20 protein-coding genes and 1 pseudogene are annotated in these 18,477 nt (G+C 65.0%); 4 read left to right on the top strand and 17 right to left on the bottom strand.

Annotation, left to right across the window (positions count from 1 at the left end):
• Window positions 1-15: 15 nt before the first annotated feature.
• From AmiPiv_RS17665 to AmiPiv_RS17630, 8 genes are all read right to left on the bottom strand, one after another.
• On the bottom strand, window positions 16-411 hold the full coding sequence (locus tag AmiPiv_RS17665) for a type II toxin-antitoxin system VapC family toxin (RefSeq protein ID WP_340038802.1): 396 nt from the start codon (window positions 409-411) through the stop codon (window positions 16-18).
• Window positions 408-653, bottom strand: a complete 246-nt coding sequence (locus tag AmiPiv_RS17660; RefSeq protein ID WP_340038801.1) for a type II toxin-antitoxin system VapB family antitoxin — start codon at window positions 651-653, stop codon at window positions 408-410. Before AmiPiv_RS17660 ends, AmiPiv_RS17665 begins: the two co-directional genes overlap by 4 nt.
• Before the next feature lie 223 nt (window positions 654-876).
• Window positions 877-1,200: a nitrile hydratase accessory protein gene (locus tag AmiPiv_RS17655; RefSeq protein ID WP_340038868.1), complete on the bottom strand. Its 324-nt coding sequence runs from the start codon at window positions 1,198-1,200 to the stop codon at window positions 877-879.
• 13 nt (window positions 1,201-1,213) lie between these two features.
• The gene (gene nthB, locus AmiPiv_RS17650; RefSeq protein WP_340038800.1) at window positions 1,214-1,873 is read right to left on the bottom strand and encodes a nitrile hydratase subunit beta; all 660 of its coding nucleotides are present in this window, start codon (window positions 1,871-1,873) and stop codon (window positions 1,214-1,216) included.
• The gene (nthA, locus tag AmiPiv_RS17645; protein WP_340038799.1) at window positions 1,870-2,481 is read right to left on the bottom strand and encodes a nitrile hydratase subunit alpha; all 612 of its coding nucleotides are present in this window, start codon (window positions 2,479-2,481) and stop codon (window positions 1,870-1,872) included. Before nthA ends, nthB begins: the two co-directional genes overlap by 4 nt.
• A gap of 47 nt (window positions 2,482-2,528) precedes the next feature.
• Window positions 2,529-3,125 carry a LysE family translocator gene (locus AmiPiv_RS17640; RefSeq protein WP_340038798.1) on the bottom strand — a complete coding sequence of 199 codons (597 nt, stop codon included), beginning with the start codon at window positions 3,123-3,125 and terminating at the stop codon, window positions 2,529-2,531.
• Between the two features lie 242 nt (window positions 3,126-3,367).
• Window positions 3,368-3,940, bottom strand: coding sequence for an acetolactate synthase small subunit (gene ilvN / locus AmiPiv_RS17635; protein WP_340038797.1), 573 nt, complete (start codon window positions 3,938-3,940; stop codon window positions 3,368-3,370).
• A gap of 75 nt (window positions 3,941-4,015) precedes the next feature.
• The gene (locus AmiPiv_RS17630) at window positions 4,016-5,800 is read right to left on the bottom strand and encodes an acetolactate synthase 3 large subunit (protein ID WP_340038796.1); all 1,785 of its coding nucleotides are present in this window, start codon (window positions 5,798-5,800) and stop codon (window positions 4,016-4,018) included.
• Between the two features lie 365 nt (window positions 5,801-6,165).
• Between AmiPiv_RS17630 and AmiPiv_RS17625 the strand changes: the two genes are divergently transcribed.
• On the top strand, window positions 6,166-7,983 hold the full coding sequence (locus tag AmiPiv_RS17625; protein WP_340038795.1) for an ATP-binding protein: 1,818 nt from the start codon (window positions 6,166-6,168) through the stop codon (window positions 7,981-7,983).
• Window positions 7,984-8,082: 99 nt separating this feature from the next.
• On the opposite strand, the gene AmiPiv_RS17620 is transcribed toward AmiPiv_RS17625, so the two are convergent.
• Together AmiPiv_RS17620 and miaA are read right to left on the bottom strand one after the other, a co-directional pair.
• The gene (locus AmiPiv_RS17620) at window positions 8,083-8,871 is read right to left on the bottom strand and encodes a GGDEF domain-containing protein (RefSeq protein WP_340038794.1); all 789 of its coding nucleotides are present in this window, start codon (window positions 8,869-8,871) and stop codon (window positions 8,083-8,085) included.
• 52 nt (window positions 8,872-8,923) lie between these two features.
• Window positions 8,924-9,868 (bottom strand): tRNA (adenosine(37)-N6)-dimethylallyltransferase MiaA, encoded by a 945-nt coding sequence (miaA, locus tag AmiPiv_RS17615; RefSeq protein ID WP_340038793.1) that lies wholly within the window; start codon window positions 9,866-9,868, stop codon window positions 8,924-8,926.
• Between miaA and serB the strand changes: the two genes are divergently transcribed.
• Both serB and AmiPiv_RS17605 read left to right on the top strand, forming a co-directional pair.
• Window positions 9,852-10,736: a phosphoserine phosphatase SerB gene (gene serB / locus AmiPiv_RS17610; protein WP_340038792.1), complete on the top strand. Its 885-nt coding sequence runs from the start codon at window positions 9,852-9,854 to the stop codon at window positions 10,734-10,736. The two genes, miaA and serB, sit on opposite strands and share 17 nt — an antisense overlap.
• Window positions 10,736-11,308 (top strand): GNAT family N-acetyltransferase, encoded by a 573-nt coding sequence (locus AmiPiv_RS17605; RefSeq protein ID WP_340038791.1) that lies wholly within the window; start codon window positions 10,736-10,738, stop codon window positions 11,306-11,308. Before serB ends, AmiPiv_RS17605 begins: the two co-directional genes overlap by 1 nt.
• A gap of 45 nt (window positions 11,309-11,353) precedes the next feature.
• On the opposite strand, the gene AmiPiv_RS17600 is transcribed toward AmiPiv_RS17605, so the two are convergent.
• The 6 genes and pseudogenes from AmiPiv_RS17600 to AmiPiv_RS17575 form a co-directional block, all read right to left on the bottom strand.
• A complete protein-coding gene (locus tag AmiPiv_RS17600) occupies window positions 11,354-12,868 on the bottom strand; it encodes a DegQ family serine endoprotease (RefSeq protein ID WP_340038790.1) in 1,515 nt (504 codons plus the stop codon).
• A gap of 121 nt (window positions 12,869-12,989) precedes the next feature.
• Complete coding sequence (locus tag AmiPiv_RS17595) at window positions 12,990-13,175, bottom strand: DUF2065 domain-containing protein (RefSeq protein WP_340038789.1); 186 nt, start codon at window positions 13,173-13,175, stop codon at window positions 12,990-12,992.
• Between the two features lie 8 nt (window positions 13,176-13,183).
• Entirely contained in the window at window positions 13,184-14,128 is a 945-nt protein-coding gene (gene hflC, locus AmiPiv_RS17590; RefSeq protein WP_340038788.1) for a protease modulator HflC, read from the bottom strand.
• Window positions 14,128-15,225, bottom strand: coding sequence for an FtsH protease activity modulator HflK (hflK, locus tag AmiPiv_RS17585; RefSeq protein ID WP_340038787.1), 1,098 nt, complete (start codon window positions 15,223-15,225; stop codon window positions 14,128-14,130). The genes hflC and hflK overlap by 1 nt, the downstream gene beginning before the upstream one ends.
• A gap of 149 nt (window positions 15,226-15,374) precedes the next feature.
• Window positions 15,375-15,896 carry a dihydrofolate reductase gene (locus AmiPiv_RS17580; RefSeq protein WP_340038786.1) on the bottom strand — a complete coding sequence of 174 codons (522 nt, stop codon included), beginning with the start codon at window positions 15,894-15,896 and terminating at the stop codon, window positions 15,375-15,377.
• 41 nt (window positions 15,897-15,937) lie between these two features.
• Window positions 15,938-16,075, bottom strand: a pseudogene (locus AmiPiv_RS17575) (DUF4424 family protein); the annotation flags it as partial.
• A gap of 237 nt (window positions 16,076-16,312) precedes the next feature.
• Here AmiPiv_RS17575 and AmiPiv_RS17570 point away from each other — a divergent pair.
• A complete protein-coding gene (locus AmiPiv_RS17570; RefSeq protein ID WP_340038785.1) occupies window positions 16,313-16,552 on the top strand; it encodes a hypothetical protein in 240 nt (79 codons plus the stop codon).
• 235 nt (window positions 16,553-16,787) lie between these two features.
• On the opposite strand, the gene groL is transcribed toward AmiPiv_RS17570, so the two are convergent.
• Window positions 16,788-18,413, bottom strand: a complete 1,626-nt coding sequence (groL, locus tag AmiPiv_RS17565) for a chaperonin GroEL (protein ID WP_340038784.1) — start codon at window positions 18,411-18,413, stop codon at window positions 16,788-16,790.
• Between the last annotated feature and the right edge of the window lie 64 nt (window positions 18,414-18,477).

The raw sequence follows: 18,477 nt of genomic DNA, 5'->3' as shown, positions 1-18,477 counted from the left end.
CAAGGGATTTGCCGATCAGGCGAGATCGGTGAAGGAAAAGTCGCCGCCCTTGTAAATCAAGGGAACGCCAGAACGGATTGCTGCGGCATAGGAAAAACAATCGCCAAAGTTCAAGCGAGCCGGATGACAAGTCCCTTTGCCATAACGATCGAACGCCTGCAGCGCCGTGAGATATGTATCCGCTTCAACGGGCTCGATGGAGATCCTGGCACGCGCCAGATAATCGTGGACGATGAAGGTCATTTCTTCGATAGGCGCCTCGCGAATTCGGCAAAGTGCCAGCACCGTTTCGAACATCACAAGCGGGGATGTGAAATGCGGCGGCTCGAGCTGAAGCTTGAGAGCGATAGTCTCGCCCTCCGGCTCTGGAGCAATCAGAGCCACCAGAGCGGAGCTATCCACGAAGCTCACTTGCCGTCCTCCTCCCAGAGTTCGTCGTAGAACTGCTTGTCAGCGACCTTCCCGGTCAGTGGATATGCGCTAACCCGTGCCCGTAGGTCTGCCGTACGCTCCCACAATGACTGCTTGCTGTTTTCAGCAGCCAACGCCTCTTCAACAGCCTCCCGGATCGCATCGGTGATGCTAATGCCTCGCCGGCTTGCGAGAGCCCGGACCAGACGATCCGTCTCTTCATCTCTAACGTGTAGAATCATATCAACACAACCTTAAAGTGTCAACACAACAATATTACCGTATAGATTTTTAGAACACAAGGAGAACATTTTAAGGTCGCCAGAAACCAATCCGACTTGCCCGACCGCACTCTAAATGCGGCAGTCAAATTTGCTGAGGAGTTTCATGCACCCCAATGCTGAAACCATCTGCGGCCGACCGCTTTAGGCTGCATCCGCCGCACAAGCGAACTCGCCGCAACCATTACGAGCCGGGAGACCGCTCCGGATCATTCTCCAGCAGGATCGGCTGGCCCTGCGGGGTGGCATGCGCTGCGCGTTCCCAGGCCGAGGCCATGGCGTCAACCTCGTCGTGCCCGGCGAGGCCCTTTTCCGCCAATAGGCGCTCGAGGGCGGCAAGCCATCGCTCATAATAGTCGCTGCCGTCGGCGGCGGCCCCAGGCGCTTTCACCTCTGCCGACAAGCGCTCCGCCCATTCGCCCCAGGTGAACACTCCGCGCTCATGCAAGGCCACCACCATGGCAAAGGCCTCGGCCTGCCACGGTTCGGAGAACACCGGCTCATCCATGCCCGCGGGCAGTTCATGCCGGCTCAAGATAGCTCTCCCAGGCGTCGATGCTGACTTCGAGCGTCGAATCGGCGCCCTCGCCCCACAGCTCGCCGGCGGTGAACACAACGGTATAGACCCGTTGCGGGTTCTCGCCGCGACCATGGGCATTGCTGTCGGGGAAGACGAACCCTTCGCGCACCGCCTCGATCACCCCCTCCTTGCCGCGGGCATAGCGCGGCAGGCGGGTGTGGCCGGTCGGATGGAAATTCTTCGTTCGAACACGCTGGCCCGGCGCAAACTGCGGCGCACCCTCGACGGGCCGGTCGCAAGGTCCGCCCTTGGCCAAAACGGTTGGCACGTTCTCGGCCTTCAGCACCCGCTTCGGCTCGGCCGCCGGATCGATGGCCGCGCCCTCGGCCAGGTCCCTCGCAGTCACGAAACGATGCCGTTCGAGCAGCCGCTCCAGCGCCTTGATCCAGATCTCGTAGTAGCTGGACGCATAATAATCGGCCGGATGCAGGCTCTCGCGCATGTGCCGGCTCTCGTCGATGTTCCAGGCGCCCATGGCACCTGCCGTCAGCGTCACGCCGAGCGCGCGCTTCTCCCATTCGGCATGGAAATAGGGTTCGTCCTTTTCCGGCGCGACCGGCCCGAAGCCCATCTGCCCGCCGAGATCGTGGGGACCGTTCATGCGGCCTCCCGCGCCACGCCGGTTCCGATCATGGAATCGCGCGTCACCAGATCGGCGAGCCGCTCCTCGCTCCAGCCCTCCGTGCCCGCCGGCCGCTGCGGCACGACGAGGTAGCGCAGTTCGGCGGTCGAGTCCCAGACCCGGATCTTCTTGTCCTCGGGCAGTGCCAGCCCGAACTCATCGAGCACCCCGCGCGGATCGATCACCGCGCGCGAGCGATAGGGCGGCGCCTTGTACCAGACCGGCGGTAGCCCAAGCACCGACCACGGGTAGCAGGAGCACAAGGTGCAGACGACGAGGTTGTGTGTCTCGTCGGTGTTGAACACCGCCTGCATGTGCTCGCCCTGCCGCCCGGTATAGCCAAGCGAGGCAATCGCCCCCGTGGCATCACGCTTCAGCCAATCGGCGAAATCCGGATCGCTCCAAGCCCTCGCCACCACCCGCGCGCCGTTGCGCGGGCCGACCTTGGTCTCGTAGGTGTCGACGATGACATCGATCGCGGCTGGGTCTATCAGCCCCTTTTTCGTCAGGATCGTCTCCAGCGCCCGAACCCGGGCAGCCATCGGATCCAGCTCGTTGTCGTGGTCGTGGTGATGATCGTGGGACATGACCGGAGGCTATGCCCGGTGACTAGCCGGCGCAAGCGTCCAGCCGGTCACTTGAGCATCGGCCACAGCGTGGCCGCCAACAACACGCCCATGGCGATGTTGAACCATTTCAGCCGCACCGGGTCGGCCAGGAAGCCGCGCAGCGCCATGCCGAACCCGGCCCAGCTCGAAACGCTAGGCAGGTTGACCAGCGCAAAGGCGCCCGAGATCAACAGCACCGACACGAAGGGCGCTTCCGGGCTGGTGTAGACCGCCATGGCGGTCACCGCCATCACCCAGGCCTTCGGGTTGATCCACTGGAAGGCGGCCGCCTCCAGGAAAGTCATCGGTCGCGCCTTGGTCTCCCCGTCCTTGCCGAGCGAACGCGACATGCCGATGCGCCAAGCGAGATAGATAAGATAGGCGCCGCCGGCGATCTTGAGGCCGCCGTGCAGGATCGGAAAGGTCGTCAGCAACGCGCCGAGCCCGAACCCCACGCCGAGCAGCAGGGACAGGAAACCGAATCCGATGCCCAGCATGTGCGGGATCGTTCGCACGAAGCCGAAATTCACTCCCGATGCCAGCAGCATGAAGTTGTTCGGCCCCGGCGTGATCGAGGTCACGAACGCATAGACCAGCAATGCAAGGAATGCGTCGTACGTCACCGATCCCTCCCTTAGGGTAATTTATGTCAGCATAACTGACCTTATGGGACCGCTTCGACAACGCTCCACGCCCGCCTGACCGCTGGACCAGCGACAGACGCTGTCTGCCGTCCGCGCGTGTCGCGGCTCAGCACGTTCAACGTCAACGAGAGCGTCGGTTTTTGAGCTCAACGGAGCACCGAAAACGTGGGAAGCCGCCATGCATCGCATTGGCGGCTTTTTTCATTCCTGCGAAGGACGCCTCACATCCCCTGCGGGCCGCGGTTCATCGCCGCCACGCCGGTGCGGCAGACCTCGACCAGGCCGAGCGGCTTCATGATGGCGATGAACTGCTCGATCTTCGACACCTTGCCGGTCAGCTCGAAGATGAAGTGCTCGGTATTGGCGTCGATCACCTTGGCCCGGAAGGCATCGGCCAGCCTGAGCGCCTCGACGCGGGCGTCCCCGGTGCCAGAAACCTTGACCAGCGCCAGTTCGCGCTCCAGCGCGCCGCCGGTGCCGAGCTCCTGCGCCATGACGGTCAGGTCGACGACGCGGTGCACCGGCACGATGCGCTCGAGCTGGTGCTTGATCTGCTCGAGCACGTGTGGCGTCCCGCGCGTCACGATGGTGATGCGCGACAGATGCTTCTCGTGCTCGGTCTCGGAAACCGTCAGGCTTTCGATGTTGTAGCCGCGGCCGGAGAACAGGCCGATGACGCGGGCGAGCACGCCCGGCTCGTTGTCGACGAGCACCGACAGCGTGTGCGTCTCCGGCAGCGCCGTCTCCTTGGCGATGAAATAGGCCGAGCCGGTGGGTTGTAGCTGTGCGTTCATGAATGAATCTCGATCTCAGGCTTTTGCGCTAACTCGTTGAATGTGCGGCCTTCATGGAAGGCCGCACGGCAGCCCTCAGACCAGCTCGCGGCCCTTGGCGTCGATGGCGTTCGCCACCGCTTCGTCGGTCGCCTCGTCCGGCAGCAGCATCTCGTTGTGTGCCTTGCCCGAGGGAATCATCGGGAAGCAGTTGGCAAGCGTCGCCACGCGGCAGTCGAAGATCACCGGCTTCTTCACCGAGATCATCTCCTTGATCGCGTCGTCGAGCTCGTCCGGTTTCTCGCAGCGGATGCCGTGGCCGCCATAGGCCTCGGCCAGCTTGACGAAGTCGGGCATCGCCTCGGTGTAGGAGTGCGACAGACGGTTGCCATGCAGCAGCTGCTGCCACTGCCGCACCATGCCCATGTAGGAGTTGTTGAGGATGAAGACCTTGATCGGCGCATCATACTGGATCGCCGTGCTCATCTCCTGGATGCACATCTGGACCGAGGCGTCGCCTGCGATGTCGATGACCAGCGCGTCAGGGTGCGCGATCTGCACGCCGAGCGCCGCCGGCAGGCCGTAGCCCATCGTGCCCAGGCCGCCGGAGGTCATCCAGCGGTTCGGCTTCTCGAAGCCGTAGTGCTGGGCTGCCCACATCTGGTGCTGGCCCACTTCGGTGGTGATGTAGGTGTCGAGGTGCTTGGTGTTCTCGTAGAGCCGCTGGATGGCGTATTGCGGCATGATGACGTCGCTGTTGGCCTTGTAGGCGTAGCTGTCGCGCGCGCGCCATTTGGCGATCTGCTCCCACCACGGGTAGAGCGCCTTCTTGTCGGCCTTGGCCGTCGCCCGCCACAGGCGGACCATGTCTTCCAGCACCCGGCCGACATCGCCGAGGATCGGCACGTCGGCGCGCACGTTCTTGTTGATCGACGACGGGTCGATGTCGATGTGGATCTTCTTCGAATTCGGCGAGAACGCGTTCAGGCGGCCGGTAATGCGGTCGTCGAAGCGCGCGCCGACGCAGACCATGACGTCGCAATCGTGCATAGCCATGTTGGCTTCGTAGCTGCCGTGCATGCCGAGCATGCCGAGCCAGTTCTTGCCCGAGGCCGGATAAGCGCCGAGACCCATCAGCGTCGAGGTGATCGGGAAACCGGTCAAGTCGACCAGTTCGCGCAGGAGGTGGCTCGCCTCGGCACCGGAGTTCACCACGCCGCCACCCGAATAGATGATCGGCCGCTTGGCGGACGCCATCAGCGCCACGGCTTCCTTCACCCGCTCCAGATCGCCCTGGACCTTCGGCTGGTAGGAGGTGCGCGGCGCGGTCTGCGGCGGCGTGTAGATGCCCTTGGCAAACTGCACGTCCTTAGGGATGTCGACGACCACCGGGCCCGGACGGCCCGTGGTGGCGACATGGAAGGCCTCGTGCAGGATGCCGGCCAGCTCGTTGACGTCCTTCACCAGCCAGTTGTGCTTGGTGCAGGGCCGCGTGATGCCGACCGTGTCGCATTCCTGGAACGCATCCGAGCCGATCAGCAAGGTCGGCACCTGGCCGGTGATGCAGACCAGCGGAATCGAATCCATCAGCGCGTCCTGCAGCGGCGTAACCGCGTTGGTGGCGCCGGGGCCGGAGGTCACCAGCATCACGCCGGCCTTGCCGGTCGAGCGCGCATAGCCCTCGGCGGCGTGCCCCGCGCCCTGCTCGTGGCGCACCAGTATGTGCTGGACGTCGTCCTGCTGGAACAGTTCGTCATAGATCGGAAGGACCGCGCCGCCCGGATAGCCGAACAGGTGCTTGACGCCGTTGTCCTTCAGCGCCTGCACCACCATCTCGGCGCCGGTCATTTCGCGTCGTCCGCTTTCACTATGTCCGCTCATCGGTCCGTCCCGTCTTCTTTTGCCGTTCTCGGCGGTTACTGGTCGTTTAGTCCTGTTTCAGGCAATAAAAAAGGCCCCCGAGGGAGCCTTGCGTCTGCGCATGGGGGGATTTCGCCCGGCGGTTACACCGCCTTGCCCATGCGCATTCCTACTACGAGAATGAGTGCCATCTTCATGGCCGCGGACGTTAATGCGGGCCCGGGCGCGCTGTCAACGGCAAGGGCGAAAATTTTCCGCAACGTCATGCGATGCGAAATCGATCGAATTGTCCCCATTCGCTTAACCTTTGTCACACCATCCGACCTCACCCGCCCTTAACCGCGCCGCGTTACGGTTAGGACAGGGAATTGGGGAAGAAAATCGAAATGCACGTCGAACGCCAGGCCACGACGGGAAATCCGCAGGAACGGCGGGACCCGTCGCAGGACGACGCCCGCATCCTCGGCAACGTCGTGCAATGCGACGGCGCGCGCGCCGTCATCAGCGCCTATGCAGAAAGCGGCGGCGCGGTGGCGTCGGGACTGTGGACCGTCGGGCGGATGATCTCGATCAACCTCGGCGAGACGCGCACCATCGGGCTCGTCTATTCCATCGGCAAGGCCGACCGCTCCTGGAGCAGCGAGGGCGACAATCCCATAGAGGTGAGCGTCGAACTCATCGGCGAGGTCCGCGATACCGCACCCGATCTGCGCCCGGTCTTCGACCGCGGCATCACCTGCTATCCCCATATCGGCGCCATCGCCCACCGCATACGCAGCCGTGACCTACAGGCCGTCTACGACCTCGCCGACCGCCATAACGTCACCATCGGCCAGCTGTCGCAGGACGAGAGGATCGACGCCTGCATCGCCATCGACGAGACCCTGGCGCGCCATTTCGCCGTCGTCGGCACCACCGGCGTCGGCAAGTCGACCGCGGTCTCGCTCCTGTTGCGCAAGGCGATCGCCGCGCGGCCGGACCTGCGCGTGCTGATCATGGACCCGCACAACGAGTTCGCCGCTTCGCTGCCGGAATATTGCATCAAGATCGACACCAATTCGCTCGACCTGCCCTTCTGGCTGTTCCGTCTGGAGGAATTCGCCGAGGTGCTGTTCCGCGGTCGCGAGACCGATGCCGAAGAGATCGACGTGCTGCGCGACCTCATCCCGGCCGCCAAGAACCTCTACCGCAACCCGCATGGCGGCGCCTTCCTGCGAAGGGGAGCCGATGCGCTGACGGCCGATACGCCCGTCCCCTACCGCATCGCCGATCTCATCAAGCAGATCGACGAGCGCATGGGCATGCTCGAATCCAAGAATGAGCGGCCGATCCTGAAGTCGCTGCGCACCCGCATCGAATCCGCGCTCGCCGACCCACGCTATCGCTTCATGTTCCACTCGCGGCTGATCGAGGACACGATCCACGAAACCATCGGCAACATCTTCCGCGTGCCGACCCACGGCCGCCCGGTCACCTGCTTCGAGATGGCGGGCCTGCCCTCGGAAGTGGTCAACTCGGTCTGCTCGGTGCTGGCGCGCCTCGCCTTCGACCTGGCGCTGTGGAGCGAGGGCCGGCTCAAGCTCCTGCTGCTCTGCGAGGAAGCGCACCGCTACATGCCGGCCGACCATCGGCTCGGCTTCGCGCCCACTCGCCATGCGCTGTCGCGCATCGCCAAGGAAGGTCGCAAATATGGCTGCTACCTCGGCGTGGTCACCCAGCGCCCGGGCGAACTCGATCCGACCGTGCTTTCGCAGTGCTCCACCGTCTTCGCCATGCGGCTCGCCAACGAGCAGGACCAGGCAATCATCCGTTCGGCGATTGCCGATTCTTCAGCCTCCACCCTGTCCTTCCTGTCCTCCATGGGCCAGCGCGAGGCGATCGCCTTCGGCGAGGGTGTCGCCACCACGATGCGCCTCAAGTTCGAGAAACTGTCGTCGGAACTGATCCCCGGTGTCTCCAAGCGCGCCGCCGAGGCTGCCTCGGCCGGCAGCGACGAAGTCGATCTCGCCGCAGTCGTCGAACGCCTGCGCAACGTCCCCAGGCCGCAGGCGGCCCTCGGCTTCGCCGATACTGTCGATGCGCAGAAGCAGGCCGGCGACTCCGACTACCGCAAGCCGGCCTCGAGGCCGCAGCCGGACGACGACTTCGACACCCGTTTCGGCCTGCGCCCGACCACTTTCGGGGGGCGGCCGCCAAACGGCTGAGGTGCCGGAGCGATCTCGCCCGCACCGCTTCTCAGCTCTGACCCTTAGATAGCAGCGTCCAGCAATGATGCATCAGCCGATGATCTTCCCGGGGCGGCATCACGCGCAGACGCGGTTGCGGCCTTGCCTTTTCGCCTCGTAGAGCTGCTTGTCGGCGCGGCGATAGAATTCCTCCGCCGTCTCCTCCTGGTCCCATAGCGCGAGCCCGACGCTCGAGGTCACGCTGAGCGGGGCGCTGCCGCCGTTGATCTCCAGCGAGGCAATGGCCTTGCGCATCCGCTCGGCAAGACGCTGCAGCAATGCGAGGTCCATGTTCGGCGCCACGATCGCGAACTCCTCGCCGCCCAGGCGCGCAACCACATCATGATATCGCGTCATGCTCTTCAAGCAGGTTGCCACGGAGCGAAGCACCTCGTCGCCGACGTCATGACCATAGGTGTCGTTGACCTGCTTGAAGTGGTCGAGGTCGAGGATCATCAGGCCGACCGGCTTGCCGATGCGGCGGAACTCGCCGAGATATTCCCTGAGCGCATCGTCGAAGTAGCGGCGGTTCTGCATGCCGGTCAGCCCGTCGGTGAGCGCCGCCTGTTCGAGATTGCGCGAACGGGCGCTGAGCGAGGCCGTCATTTCCCGCAGCTTGCCGCCCTCCTTCACCTGGGTGCGGATGAGTGGCAGGATGAAGAACAGCCCGAATGCCACCGTGCCGGCAAGCAACGCCGCGGTCACGAGCAGCAGCACCTGCAGCGTCGCGATCGTTCCGGCCAGGCCGGACATCTTGAGCAAGTCAGGGTGATCGATAAGGCTCCAGGCATAGAAAATCGCCAGCGCCGCGGACGAAATCAGCGCAATGAAGAAGAAGAACGCGGTTTCAGCCTTGTGAAAGCGCATGATGCCCCTGTGCAACCCTCCCGCTTATGTCACGACTGCGCCTTACGGAGGGTTAATCCGGAGCCTGGACCAGGGCTTCGCCACCTATCCTTTGCCATTCCGGACCGAACTGGTTGCGGAACCAGGTCGACTGCCGTTTGGCATATTGGCGCGTCGCGATCTTTGCCCGCTCGATCGCCTCGTCGAAGCCCATCTCGCCCGCCATCGCCGCGGCAAGCTCGCGCACCCCGATCGCCTTCATCGCCGGAAGTTCCGCCGCGAGCCGCATCGCGGTGATCGCCTTCACCTCTTCGAGCGCCCCGGCTTCGATCATCCTGTCGAAGCGCGCATCGATCCGCTCGATCAGCGCCTTGCGGTCGGGTTCGATGACAAGGAAGCGCGCGGTCGCAAGGTCGATCATCGGATGGCCGCGGTCGGCCTGCCATTTGAGGATCGAGCGGCCCGAGGCCTGCAGCACTTCGAGCGCCCGCACGATGCGCTGGCCATCGCTCGCCTTGAGGCGCATGGCCACCTCGGGATCGACCCGCATGAGCAGGCGGTGCAGCCTCGGCGCGCCTTCCTCGTTGAGCCGCCAGCGCCAGCGGTCGCGGACCTCCTGGGGGATGTCCGGCATCTCCGAGATGCCCTCGGCGAGCGCCCGGAAGTAGAGCCCCGTTCCGCCGACGAAGATCGGCCGCTGCACATCGAAGATGCCGCTGTCGGCGAGCACCGCCACGTCGCGCAGCCAGGCGCCGGTCGAATAGGCGGTTGCCGGCGACACATGGCCGTAGAGGAAGTGGCGAACGCGGGCGAGTTCGGCAGCACCCGGCCGCGCCGTCAGCACGTCGAGCACGCCATAGACCTGCATGGAATCGGCATTGACGATCACGCCGCCGTCACGCTCGGCCAGCTTCAGCGCCAGTGCCGACTTGCCGCTGGCGGTCGGCCCGGCTATCAGGGTCGCGTTCCTGATGCGCCCCTCGCCTTTCTCGGAATTTTCGATGCCGCTCGTCGCCACGCTGATTTCCCATCCCGACCGCGCTCTGCTGCAGCCGTCCCTTGCCGATAAGGCCATGCGCGGCATCGGCGCAAGCGGCATTCGCTGGCTGTCCGAAGCCGTCGCCTGCGACATCGACCTGCCCGCCGGACTTTCGGCCGAAGCGGCAGCCGCAGTCCTGTCGGCAGCGCTCGCTGGCGAGCCCGTCGACTTCGCCGTGCAGGAAAACGCCGAACGTAGGAAAAAGATCCTGATCGCCGACATGGATTCCACCATGATCGACCAGGAATGCATCGACGAGCTCGCTGACGAGATCGGCGTCAAGGACCGCGTTGCCGACATCACCGCCCGCTCGATGAACGGCGAGATCGCCTTCGAGCCGGCCTTGCGCGAGCGCGTCGCCCTGCTCGCCGGGCTGGACGCCTCGGTCATCGACCGCATCATCGACAATCGCCTGACGCTTGCCTCGGGCGGCAAGGCGCTGGTCGCCACCATGAAGGCGCATGGCGCATACACCGCGCTCGTCTCGGGCGGCTTCGATGTCTTCACCTCGCGCATCGCCGCCAAGCTCGGTTTCGACGAGAACCGCGCCAACCACCTGATCGAGACCGACGGACGCCTCACCGGCCAGGTTTCCGAACCGATCCTCGGCCGCGCCGCCAAGGCCGATGCCCTCAACGAAATCTCGGCGCGCCTCGGCCTGACCCCGTCCGACGCGATCGCCGTCGGCGACGGCGCCAACGACCTCGACATGATCCGTCTTGCCGGCTCGGGCGTAGCGCTGCACGCCAAGCCCTCGGTGGCCGCCGAAGCCAGGATCCGCATCGATCATTCCGACCTGACCGCCCTGCTCTATCTCCAGGGCTACGGCCGCGCCGACTTCGCCTGATGCTGCCGATCCGCACTGGCCGTCTGGTCCTGCGCGCCTGGCAAGAGCGCGACCGCGAGCTGTTCCATCGCATCAACTCCGACGACACGGTGATGGAGTTCTTCCCGATGCGCCGCAGCCGGGCAGAGAGCGACGAGCTCCTCGACCGGCTTGCGAAGGGCATTGCCCGCGACGGCTTCGGCTTCGCGGCGGCCGAAGTTGCCGGCGGCGGTAGGTGCATCGGCTTCGTCGGCATCACCCGCACCGAGCTCGAACCCTTCATTCCCAATGGCACGATGGAGATCGGCTGGAGGCTCGCGCCCGAGCATTGGGGCGAAGGATATGTCACCGAGGCCGCCGAAGCCTGGCTGGCCCATGCCTTCGAAGTCGTCGGCGAGGACGAGGTGGTCTCCTGCGCGGTCTGGAACAACCATCGCTCCACCGCCGTCATGCAGCGCCTCGGCATGCGCCACGACGCTTCGGGCGACTTCGACCACCCGCGGGTGCCTGGCAGCCACCCGCAGCTTGCGCGGCACGTGCTCTACCGGCTGTCGCGCAGCGAGTGGCGGAAACGGAAAAAGGCGGCCGAATAGCCGCCTTTCTCATTCGAGCTCAATGGCTTGTCCGGATTTCCGGTCTCAATCCATCCGCACCGTCACGAACCTCAGCTCGCCGGTCTTGGACGCGAGCATCAGCAGTGCGTTCTTGCGACCCTGTTCCTTGAGCTTGGCAATGCGGTCCATCACGTCCTTCGGCGTCGAAACCGATTCCTGCGCGATCTCGGTGATCACCTCGCCGGCGACGATGCCACGCTCGGCCGCAGCCGAATCCTTGGCGACCGAGGTCACCACCGCGCCCGAGACGTCCTGGGCGATGCCGAACTTGGTACGCGTGTCGTCGTTGAGCTCGCCGATCGTCATGCCGAGCACGCTGGCCGTCGCCACCTCGGCGCCCTGGTCGGGCGTTGCCTCGGGCGCGCCGTTCTCGCCCTCGGCCAGCTTCTCGCCGTCCTCGAGTCGGCCGAGCGTCACCTTGACGGTCTGCTCGACGCCCTTGCGCACGATGACCACGTCGACCGCCTTGCCCACCGGGCTCTCGGCCACGACGCGTGGCAGGTCGCGCATCTCGATGACGTCCTTGCCATCGAACTTGATGATCACGTCGCCGGGCTGGACGATGCCGTTGTCGACCGGCCCGCCCTTGATGATGCCGGCCACCAGCGCGCCCTTGGCGGTCTTCATGCCGAGGCTTTCGGCAATGTCGTCGGTCACGGGCTGGATGCGCACGCCGAGCCAGCCACGGCGGGTCTCGCCGAACTGGCGGAGCTGGTCGACGACGCCGGCCGCGATCTCGGCGGGAATCGAGAAGCCGATGCCGATCGAGCCGCCCGACGGCGAGATGATCGCCGTGTTGATGCCGATGACCTCGCCGCTCATGTTGAACAGCGGTCCGCCCGAATTGCCGCGGTTGATCGCCGCGTCGGTCTGGATGAAGTCGTCATACGGGCCCGAATTGATGTCGCGGTTGCGCGCCGAAATGATGCCCACCGTCACCGAGCCGCCGAGGCCGAACGGGTTGCCGATCGCCATCACCCAGTCGCCGATCCGCATCTTGTTGGAATCGCCGAACTTCACCGCCGTCAGCTTCTTGCCCTTCGGGTCGACCTTGAGCACGGCGAGGTCGGTTTTGGTGTCGGTACCGACCAGTTCGGCCTTGAGCTTCGAGCCGTCGGAGAAATTCACCTCGATCTCGTCGGCGTCGGCGATGACGTGGTTGTTGGTCACCACGATGCCCTGCTCCGCATCGATGACGAAGCCCGAGCCCAGCGACTGCACCTTCTGCGCGCCGCCTCCGCCTTCGCCCTCGCGATCCTTGAAGAAGTCGTCGAAGAAGTCCTGGAAGGGCGAGCCCTCGGGCAGTTGCGGCATCGGCACGGCATTCTCGCCTTCGCCGCCCTTGACGGTCTGCGAGGTCGAGATGTTGACCACGGCGCCCAGGAGCCCCTCGGCGAGATCGGCGACCGAATCCGGTCCCTGCTGTTGTGCGAAGGCTGGCGGCACCAGCGAGGGTGCAGCGAGCGCGCCGATCATCAGTGCCGTCGTGGCGGCAAGGGAAGCCTTTCGCATGGCGCGCAAAAGGGACTTGGAATTCATTGGAGAAGCCTCCCGGCTGTCTGGCGTTGGTCGCGCCGGGCCTCCCGCGCGCGAAGCGTCATCATGAAAATAAATAAGGCCTGTTTGCGGCCATCGCTATCGGAGAGGCGCAAAAATTCCGTTATCCCCGCACCAGCCACACGATGCCGACGCCGATGGCGATCGCCGCCAGGCCGAACATCCGCAGCGCATTTTCGGGGATATCCGCCATCTGGGCGGCCATGCGCTTCATCTGCGCGGGAAAGCCGCCATAGACCACGCCCTCGATGACGAGAACCAGGCCTATGGCGACGATCAGGTCCTGCACCGGCGTGACTAGTTGCCGGTGCTGGGAGCGTTGCCCGCCTGCGGAGCGGGTGCCGGCTTCGGTGCCGGGGTCGTGCCGCCGTCCGGATTGCGGAAGTAGCGGAAGAACTCCGATTCGGGCGACAGCACCATGGTCGTGCCGTTCGGGTCGAGAGCCGTGCCGTAGGCGGTCATCGAGCGGTAGAACTCGAAGAACTCCGGATCGCGCTGGAAGGCGTTGGCGAAGATCGCGTTGCGCTGGGCTTCGCCCTCACCGCGCAGGATCTCCGATTCCTTCTGCGCCTCGGCGATGATCTCGACCACCTCGCGATCGGCGCGGGCGCGGATGCGCTGCGCCGCCTCGCGGCCGCGTGCCCGCAGCCTCTCGGCCTCGGCCAGACGCTCGGCCTTCATGCGGTCGTAGGTCTGCTGCGACACCTCGGCCGTCAGGTCGGTGCGGCGTATGCGGACGTCCTCGACCTGCAGGCCGAGCGCATTGGCGTCCGGCTGCAACTGGTCGCGGACGTCGCGCATCATCGAGGCACGTTCCTCCGAAAGGGCCGATTCGAAGCCGCGCACGCCGTAGACGCGGCGGAGTGCGGCGTCGAGACGCGTGCGCAGGCGCTGTTCGGCCAGTTCCACGCTACCCGAGACCGCCGAGCGGAACTTGCGGGCATCGTTGATGCGGTAGGCGACGAAGGCGTCGACGTCGTAGAACTTGCCGCCCGAGACCTGGACGCGGATGTCGTCGAGGTCGAGGCGCATCACGCGGTCCTCGATGATCTGGATATTGTCGGCCTCGAACATCGAGAACGGCGCCTTGAAGTAGATGCCGGGCTCGGCCTTGACGTCGACGATCTCGCCGAAGCGCAGCACGAGCGCCTGCTGGCGAGCGTTGACCACGAAGATCGACGAATAGATCAAAAACAGGATGATCGCGGCGAAGACGCCGATGATGGGAAGTCGGTTCGACATTACTGGCCTCCCGCCGCCGGAGCGCGCTTCTGCAGTTCGGGCAGCGGCAGATAGGGCACCACGCCCTGGCCGTTGCCTTGCTCGACGATCACCTTGCCGGAGCCCTGGAGCACCTTTTCCATCGTCTCGAGATAGAGGCGCTTGCGGGTCACTTCCGGCGCCTTGGCGTATTCGTCGTAGACCGAGATGAAGCGCTGCGCCTCACCTTCGGCTTCCTGCACGACACGGTTCTTGTAGGCTGCCGCGTCCTCGCGGACCTGTGCCGCCTCACCGCGTGCCTGGCCGAGTTTCTGGTTGGAGTACTGGTTGGATTCTTCGACGAAGCGATCCTCGTCCTGCTCGGCGCGCTGCACCTCGTCGAAGGCGTCGGCCACTTCGCGCGGCGGCGCGGCGTCCTCGATCGAGATCGCGTTCACCGACAATCCCGTGCCGTATTCGTCCAGCGTCGCCTGGATGATGTCGCGCACGTTGGAGGCGATACCCTGGCGGTCGTCGCGGAAGATGTCCTGAGCCGGTCTGCGGCCGACCACTTCACGCATGGCGCTCTCGGCGACCTGGCGCACCATCACGTCGGGTTCGGCCACGTTGAACAGATAGGCCTTCGGATCCGAGACCTGGTAGGCGACGGAGAACTTCACGTCGACGATGTTCTGGTCGCCCGAAAGCATCAGGCCGGATGAGGTGCTGCCGCGCACTTCGCCGATGTCGACGAGCTTTTCGGCGGTGTTGACCTTCTCGACCGTTTCGATCGGCCACCAGTGGAAATGCAGGCCCGGCTGCGACAGCTCTTCCTTCGGCTTGCCGAACCGCAGCTCGACCGCGATCTCGTCGGGCTGCACCGTGTAGACCGTCTGGAATGCCCACAGCGCGACCAGGCCGGCCGCGATCAGGCCGAACAGTGCTGGGCTGGAGCCGCCGCCGCCCGGCAGCGCGCGCTTCAGCTTGTCCTGGCCGCGCCGGATGATGTCCTCGAGATCGGGGGGCGATCCGGGAGGTCCGCTCGGTCGTGGTCCCTGCCCCCAGGGTCCGCCGCCACCGCCGCCGCCGCCGCCCCAAGGGCCGCCGCTGCCGCCTCCACTCTGATTGTTCCAGGGCATGAATGTCCTTTCGACTGCACGATGACGACGGCCGCGCCTGAAACGGCCACCCATTTACTGATACCATCTATAGGGATGCAACAACGTGCTTTCAACGCGACGGTCGGCTGCATGCCGTCCTTTCGCTACAGATGTATGAACGAAATCCTTTACTGCGCCGCCGATCGCCTCCGGTAAATGGTATAGCGTGTCGCATGGCTGTCTTTTTCGCCGGCGGGAAACTCCTCCGAGCTGGCGACGGACCATGTGCTCGGGTCAATCTCGGGAAAGCGCGTGTCGCCGTCGGGAGAAGTCATGACATGCGTGACATGCAGCCGGTCGGCGATCGGCAGCGCCTGGCGATAGATTTCGCCGCCGCCGATCACGCAAATCTCGTCGGCGCCCGCCAGGCAACGCCCTCGCGCGGTCGCCAGCGTGACCGCATCCTTCAGAGAGTGCACCACCTCGGCCCCCTCGGCGCGATAGCCCTGGTCGCGGGTCACCACGATGTTGATGCGCCCCGGCAGAGGCCGCTTCGGAAAGCTTTCCCACGTCTTGCGCCCCATGACGATCGGCTTGCCCAACGTGTCGGCCTTGAAGCGCTTGAGATCGCTGGAGAGCCGCCAAGGCAGGCCGTTGTCGCGGCCGATCACGCCGTTCTCCGCAATCGCAACGTAGATCGCTATGTCCATCGGCCGCACTTTCCTGTCCGGGCGAATCTACGCCCCGCCTCTTACCTGCCGGTATCGTAGGATTGCAGGATCAGAATATCGACATCGCGTTCGGGATAAAAATTCTCGGCCACCATCTCGAAGGTCGTCGGTCCGGTCTTCTTCACGCCCGTTCCGCAGAAGCTGACGATATTGAAGGGATGGCGGAAGAGTTCTTCGGGTTGCGTCATGATGGTTTCCCCCGGAAGCCCGGCCCCGCCCGGCGGGATCGGGCTGGTAAGTTCTAAGTCGCAGCCGAGACCTAGTCCAGCTTGCCGCAAAGCCTGGCCGCCAGCGGCACCTTCCCGATGCAATCAAAAGTGAGTCGACACCGGTTCTGGTTGTAGCGCACAGTGAAATTGGAGAGGGAACACAACGATAACGATAAGGGAGGTCGCATGTCCGAGCATGCCAGGTCTCTTTCCCCCGAAGACCTTGAGATGCTGGCGCGGGTTCTTGCCCGAAGCCTGCCCACCGCCCCGACATCGGAAGACAGGGAGATGCAGGCGGCATCGCTGGTCTGCCTGTTCGGCACCGGCGTGACCGACGAGGCGCGCCTCACCCAACTGATGCGGGGTTGCCGCAGGGTATATCCGCCCATGCCCTCCCTGAACCTGCAAGCGTCGATCCATCACTGACTTTGCGTGACCGCGAAATGCCGGCGGTTCTCGGCGGCTTCGGCCGCACGGCTTGCTGCAGCGTCGTCCTCCGGGTGGGCGGCGCTGCGCAGTTCCGGCGGTCGGATGAGGCGGCAGGCCCGTGCCTGGCACCGCATTGGTGCGGGCCCCCGCTTCGAAAACACCCGTTGCAAGAAGGCCAGTCCGCACCGGACCGGCAATCAGGAGTGCGGCCCCAGTTACGGGCCTCCGCCGCTCAGAAATCCATTCCGGGGGCCGGCATCGGCGGTGTCGCCTCTTTCTTCGGTCTCTCGGCGATCATCGCCTCGGTCGTAACCAGCAGTCCGGCGACCGAGGCGGCATCCTGAAGGGCAGTGCGAACCACCTTCGCCGGATCGATCACGCCCTGCTTGTAGAGATCGCCGAACAGGTTGGTCTGCGCATTCCAGCCAAACGCGAAATCGGCCTGTTCGCGCAGCTTGCCGACGATAATCGAGCCTTCCGCGCCGGCATTCTCGGCGATCTGGCGCACCGGCGTCTCGACCGCGCGGCGCACGATGTCGACACCCGTCTTCTGGTCGGGATTGTCGGTCTGCACCGTGGCGAGCGCGCTTGCGGCCCTCAACAGGGCCACGCCCCCGCCGGGCAGGATGCCTTCCTCGACGGCCGCCCGCGTTGCGTGCAGCGCGTCGTCGACGCGGTCCTTGCGTTCCCGCACCTCGACTTCGGTCGAGCCGCCCACCCTGATCACCGCCACGCCGCCGGCAAGCTTGGCCAGCCGCTCCTGCAGCTTCTCCCGGTCGTAGTCCGACGTGGTCTCCTCGATCTGCGCCTTGATCTGCGCGATCCGCCGCTGGATTTCCTCCGTCTTGCCGGCGCCTTCCACGATGGTCGTGCTTTCCTTCTCGATGACCACCTTCTTGGCGCGCCCCAACATGGCGAGGGTCACGTTCTCCAGCTTGATGCCGAGATCCTCGGAGATCGCCGTTCCGCCGGTGAGGATGGCGATGTCCTCCAGCATGGCCTTGCGGCGGTCGCCGAAGCCGGGCGCCTTGACGGCTGCGATCCTGAAGCCGCCCCTGAGCTTGTTGACCACGAGCGTGGCCAGCGCCTCACCCTCGATGTCCTCGGCGATGATCAGCAGCGGCTGGCCGGACTGGACCACGGCTTCGAGGATCGGCAGCATCGCCTGCAGGTTGCCGAGCTTCTTCTCGTGGATCAGGACGTAGGGCTCCTCCAGCTCGGCGCGCATCTTGTCCGGATTGGTGACGAAATATGGGCTGAGGTAGCCGCGGTCGAACTGCATGCCTTCGACGATCTCGAGTTCCGTCACGGCGGTCTTGGCTTCCTCGACGGTGATGACGCCGGTGTTGCCGACCTTGTCCATCGCTTCCGCCAGGAAGCGCCCGATCTCGGTGTCGCCATTGGCCGAGATGGTGCCGACCTGGGCGATCTCGTCGTTCCTGGTCACCTTGCGGGCATGGCGCTTCAACTCCTCGACGACGGCCTCGACCGCCTTGTCGATGCCGCGCTTGAGATCCATCGGGTTCATGCCGGCGGCAACCGCCTTGGCGCCCTCCTGGACGATCGCCTGGGCCAGGATAGTCGCTGTGGTCGTGCCGTCGCCCGCCACGTCGCTCGTCTTCGAGGCGACCTCGCGCACCATCTGGGCGCCCATGTTCTCGAACTTGTCCTCGAGTTCGATCTCCTTGGCGACCGTCACGCCGTCCTTGGTGATGCGCGGGGCGCCGAACGCTTTCTCGATGACGACGTTGCGCCCCTTGGGGCCGAGCGTGACCTTGACGGCATTGGCGAGGACATCGACACCACGCAGCATCTTGGCCCGTGCGTCGCCGTGAAACCTGACTTCCTTGGCAGCCATCGTCCTACTCCTTCATCGGCAGCATCGCGTTGGCCATTCTGTCGACGTCGAGCCGCCGGATAGG

The organism is Aminobacter sp. Piv2-1 (assembly GCF_037625995.1).
In the GTDB taxonomy this organism is placed as follows: Bacteria; Pseudomonadota; Alphaproteobacteria; order Rhizobiales; family Rhizobiaceae; genus Aminobacter.
This window is presented reverse-complemented; position numbering and strand designations above follow the sequence as displayed.

Bases quoted from the DNA above. Each gene is read 5' to 3' on its own strand.
- AmiPiv_RS17605 (WP_340038791.1), top strand. From the start codon at position 10,736: ATGCTGCCGATCCGCACTGGCCGTCTGGTCCTGCGCGCCTGGCAAGAG.
- hflK (WP_340038787.1), bottom strand. From the start codon at position 15,225: ATGCCCTGGAACAATCAGAGTGGAGGCGGCAGCGGCGGCCCTTGGGGC.
- AmiPiv_RS17625 (WP_340038795.1), top strand. From the start codon at position 6,166: ATGCACGTCGAACGCCAGGCCACGACGGGAAATCCGCAGGAACGGCGG.
- AmiPiv_RS17620 (WP_340038794.1), bottom strand. From the start codon at position 8,871: ATGCGCTTTCACAAGGCTGAAACCGCGTTCTTCTTCTTCATTGCGCTG.
- AmiPiv_RS17580 (WP_340038786.1), bottom strand. From the start codon at position 15,896: ATGGACATAGCGATCTACGTTGCGATTGCGGAGAACGGCGTGATCGGC.
- serB (WP_340038792.1), top strand. From the start codon at position 9,852: ATGCCGCTCGTCGCCACGCTGATTTCCCATCCCGACCGCGCTCTGCTG.
- hflC (WP_340038788.1), bottom strand. From the start codon at position 14,128: ATGTCGAACCGACTTCCCATCATCGGCGTCTTCGCCGCGATCATCCTG.
- nthB (WP_340038800.1), bottom strand. From the start codon at position 1,873: ATGAACGGTCCCCACGATCTCGGCGGGCAGATGGGCTTCGGGCCGGTC.
- AmiPiv_RS17570 (WP_340038785.1), top strand. From the start codon at position 16,313: ATGTCCGAGCATGCCAGGTCTCTTTCCCCCGAAGACCTTGAGATGCTG.
- nthA (WP_340038799.1), bottom strand. From the start codon at position 2,481: ATGTCCCACGATCATCACCACGACCACGACAACGAGCTGGATCCGATG.
- AmiPiv_RS17655 (WP_340038868.1), bottom strand. From the start codon at position 1,200: ATGGATGAGCCGGTGTTCTCCGAACCGTGGCAGGCCGAGGCCTTTGCC.
- AmiPiv_RS17660 (WP_340038801.1), bottom strand. From the start codon at position 653: ATGATTCTACACGTTAGAGATGAAGAGACGGATCGTCTGGTCCGGGCT.
- groL (WP_340038784.1), bottom strand. From the start codon at position 18,413: ATGGCTGCCAAGGAAGTCAGGTTTCACGGCGACGCACGGGCCAAGATG.
- AmiPiv_RS17600 (WP_340038790.1), bottom strand. From the start codon at position 12,868: ATGAATTCCAAGTCCCTTTTGCGCGCCATGCGAAAGGCTTCCCTTGCC.
- ilvN (WP_340038797.1), bottom strand. From the start codon at position 3,940: ATGAACGCACAGCTACAACCCACCGGCTCGGCCTATTTCATCGCCAAG.
- AmiPiv_RS17630 (WP_340038796.1), bottom strand. From the start codon at position 5,800: ATGAGCGGACATAGTGAAAGCGGACGACGCGAAATGACCGGCGCCGAG.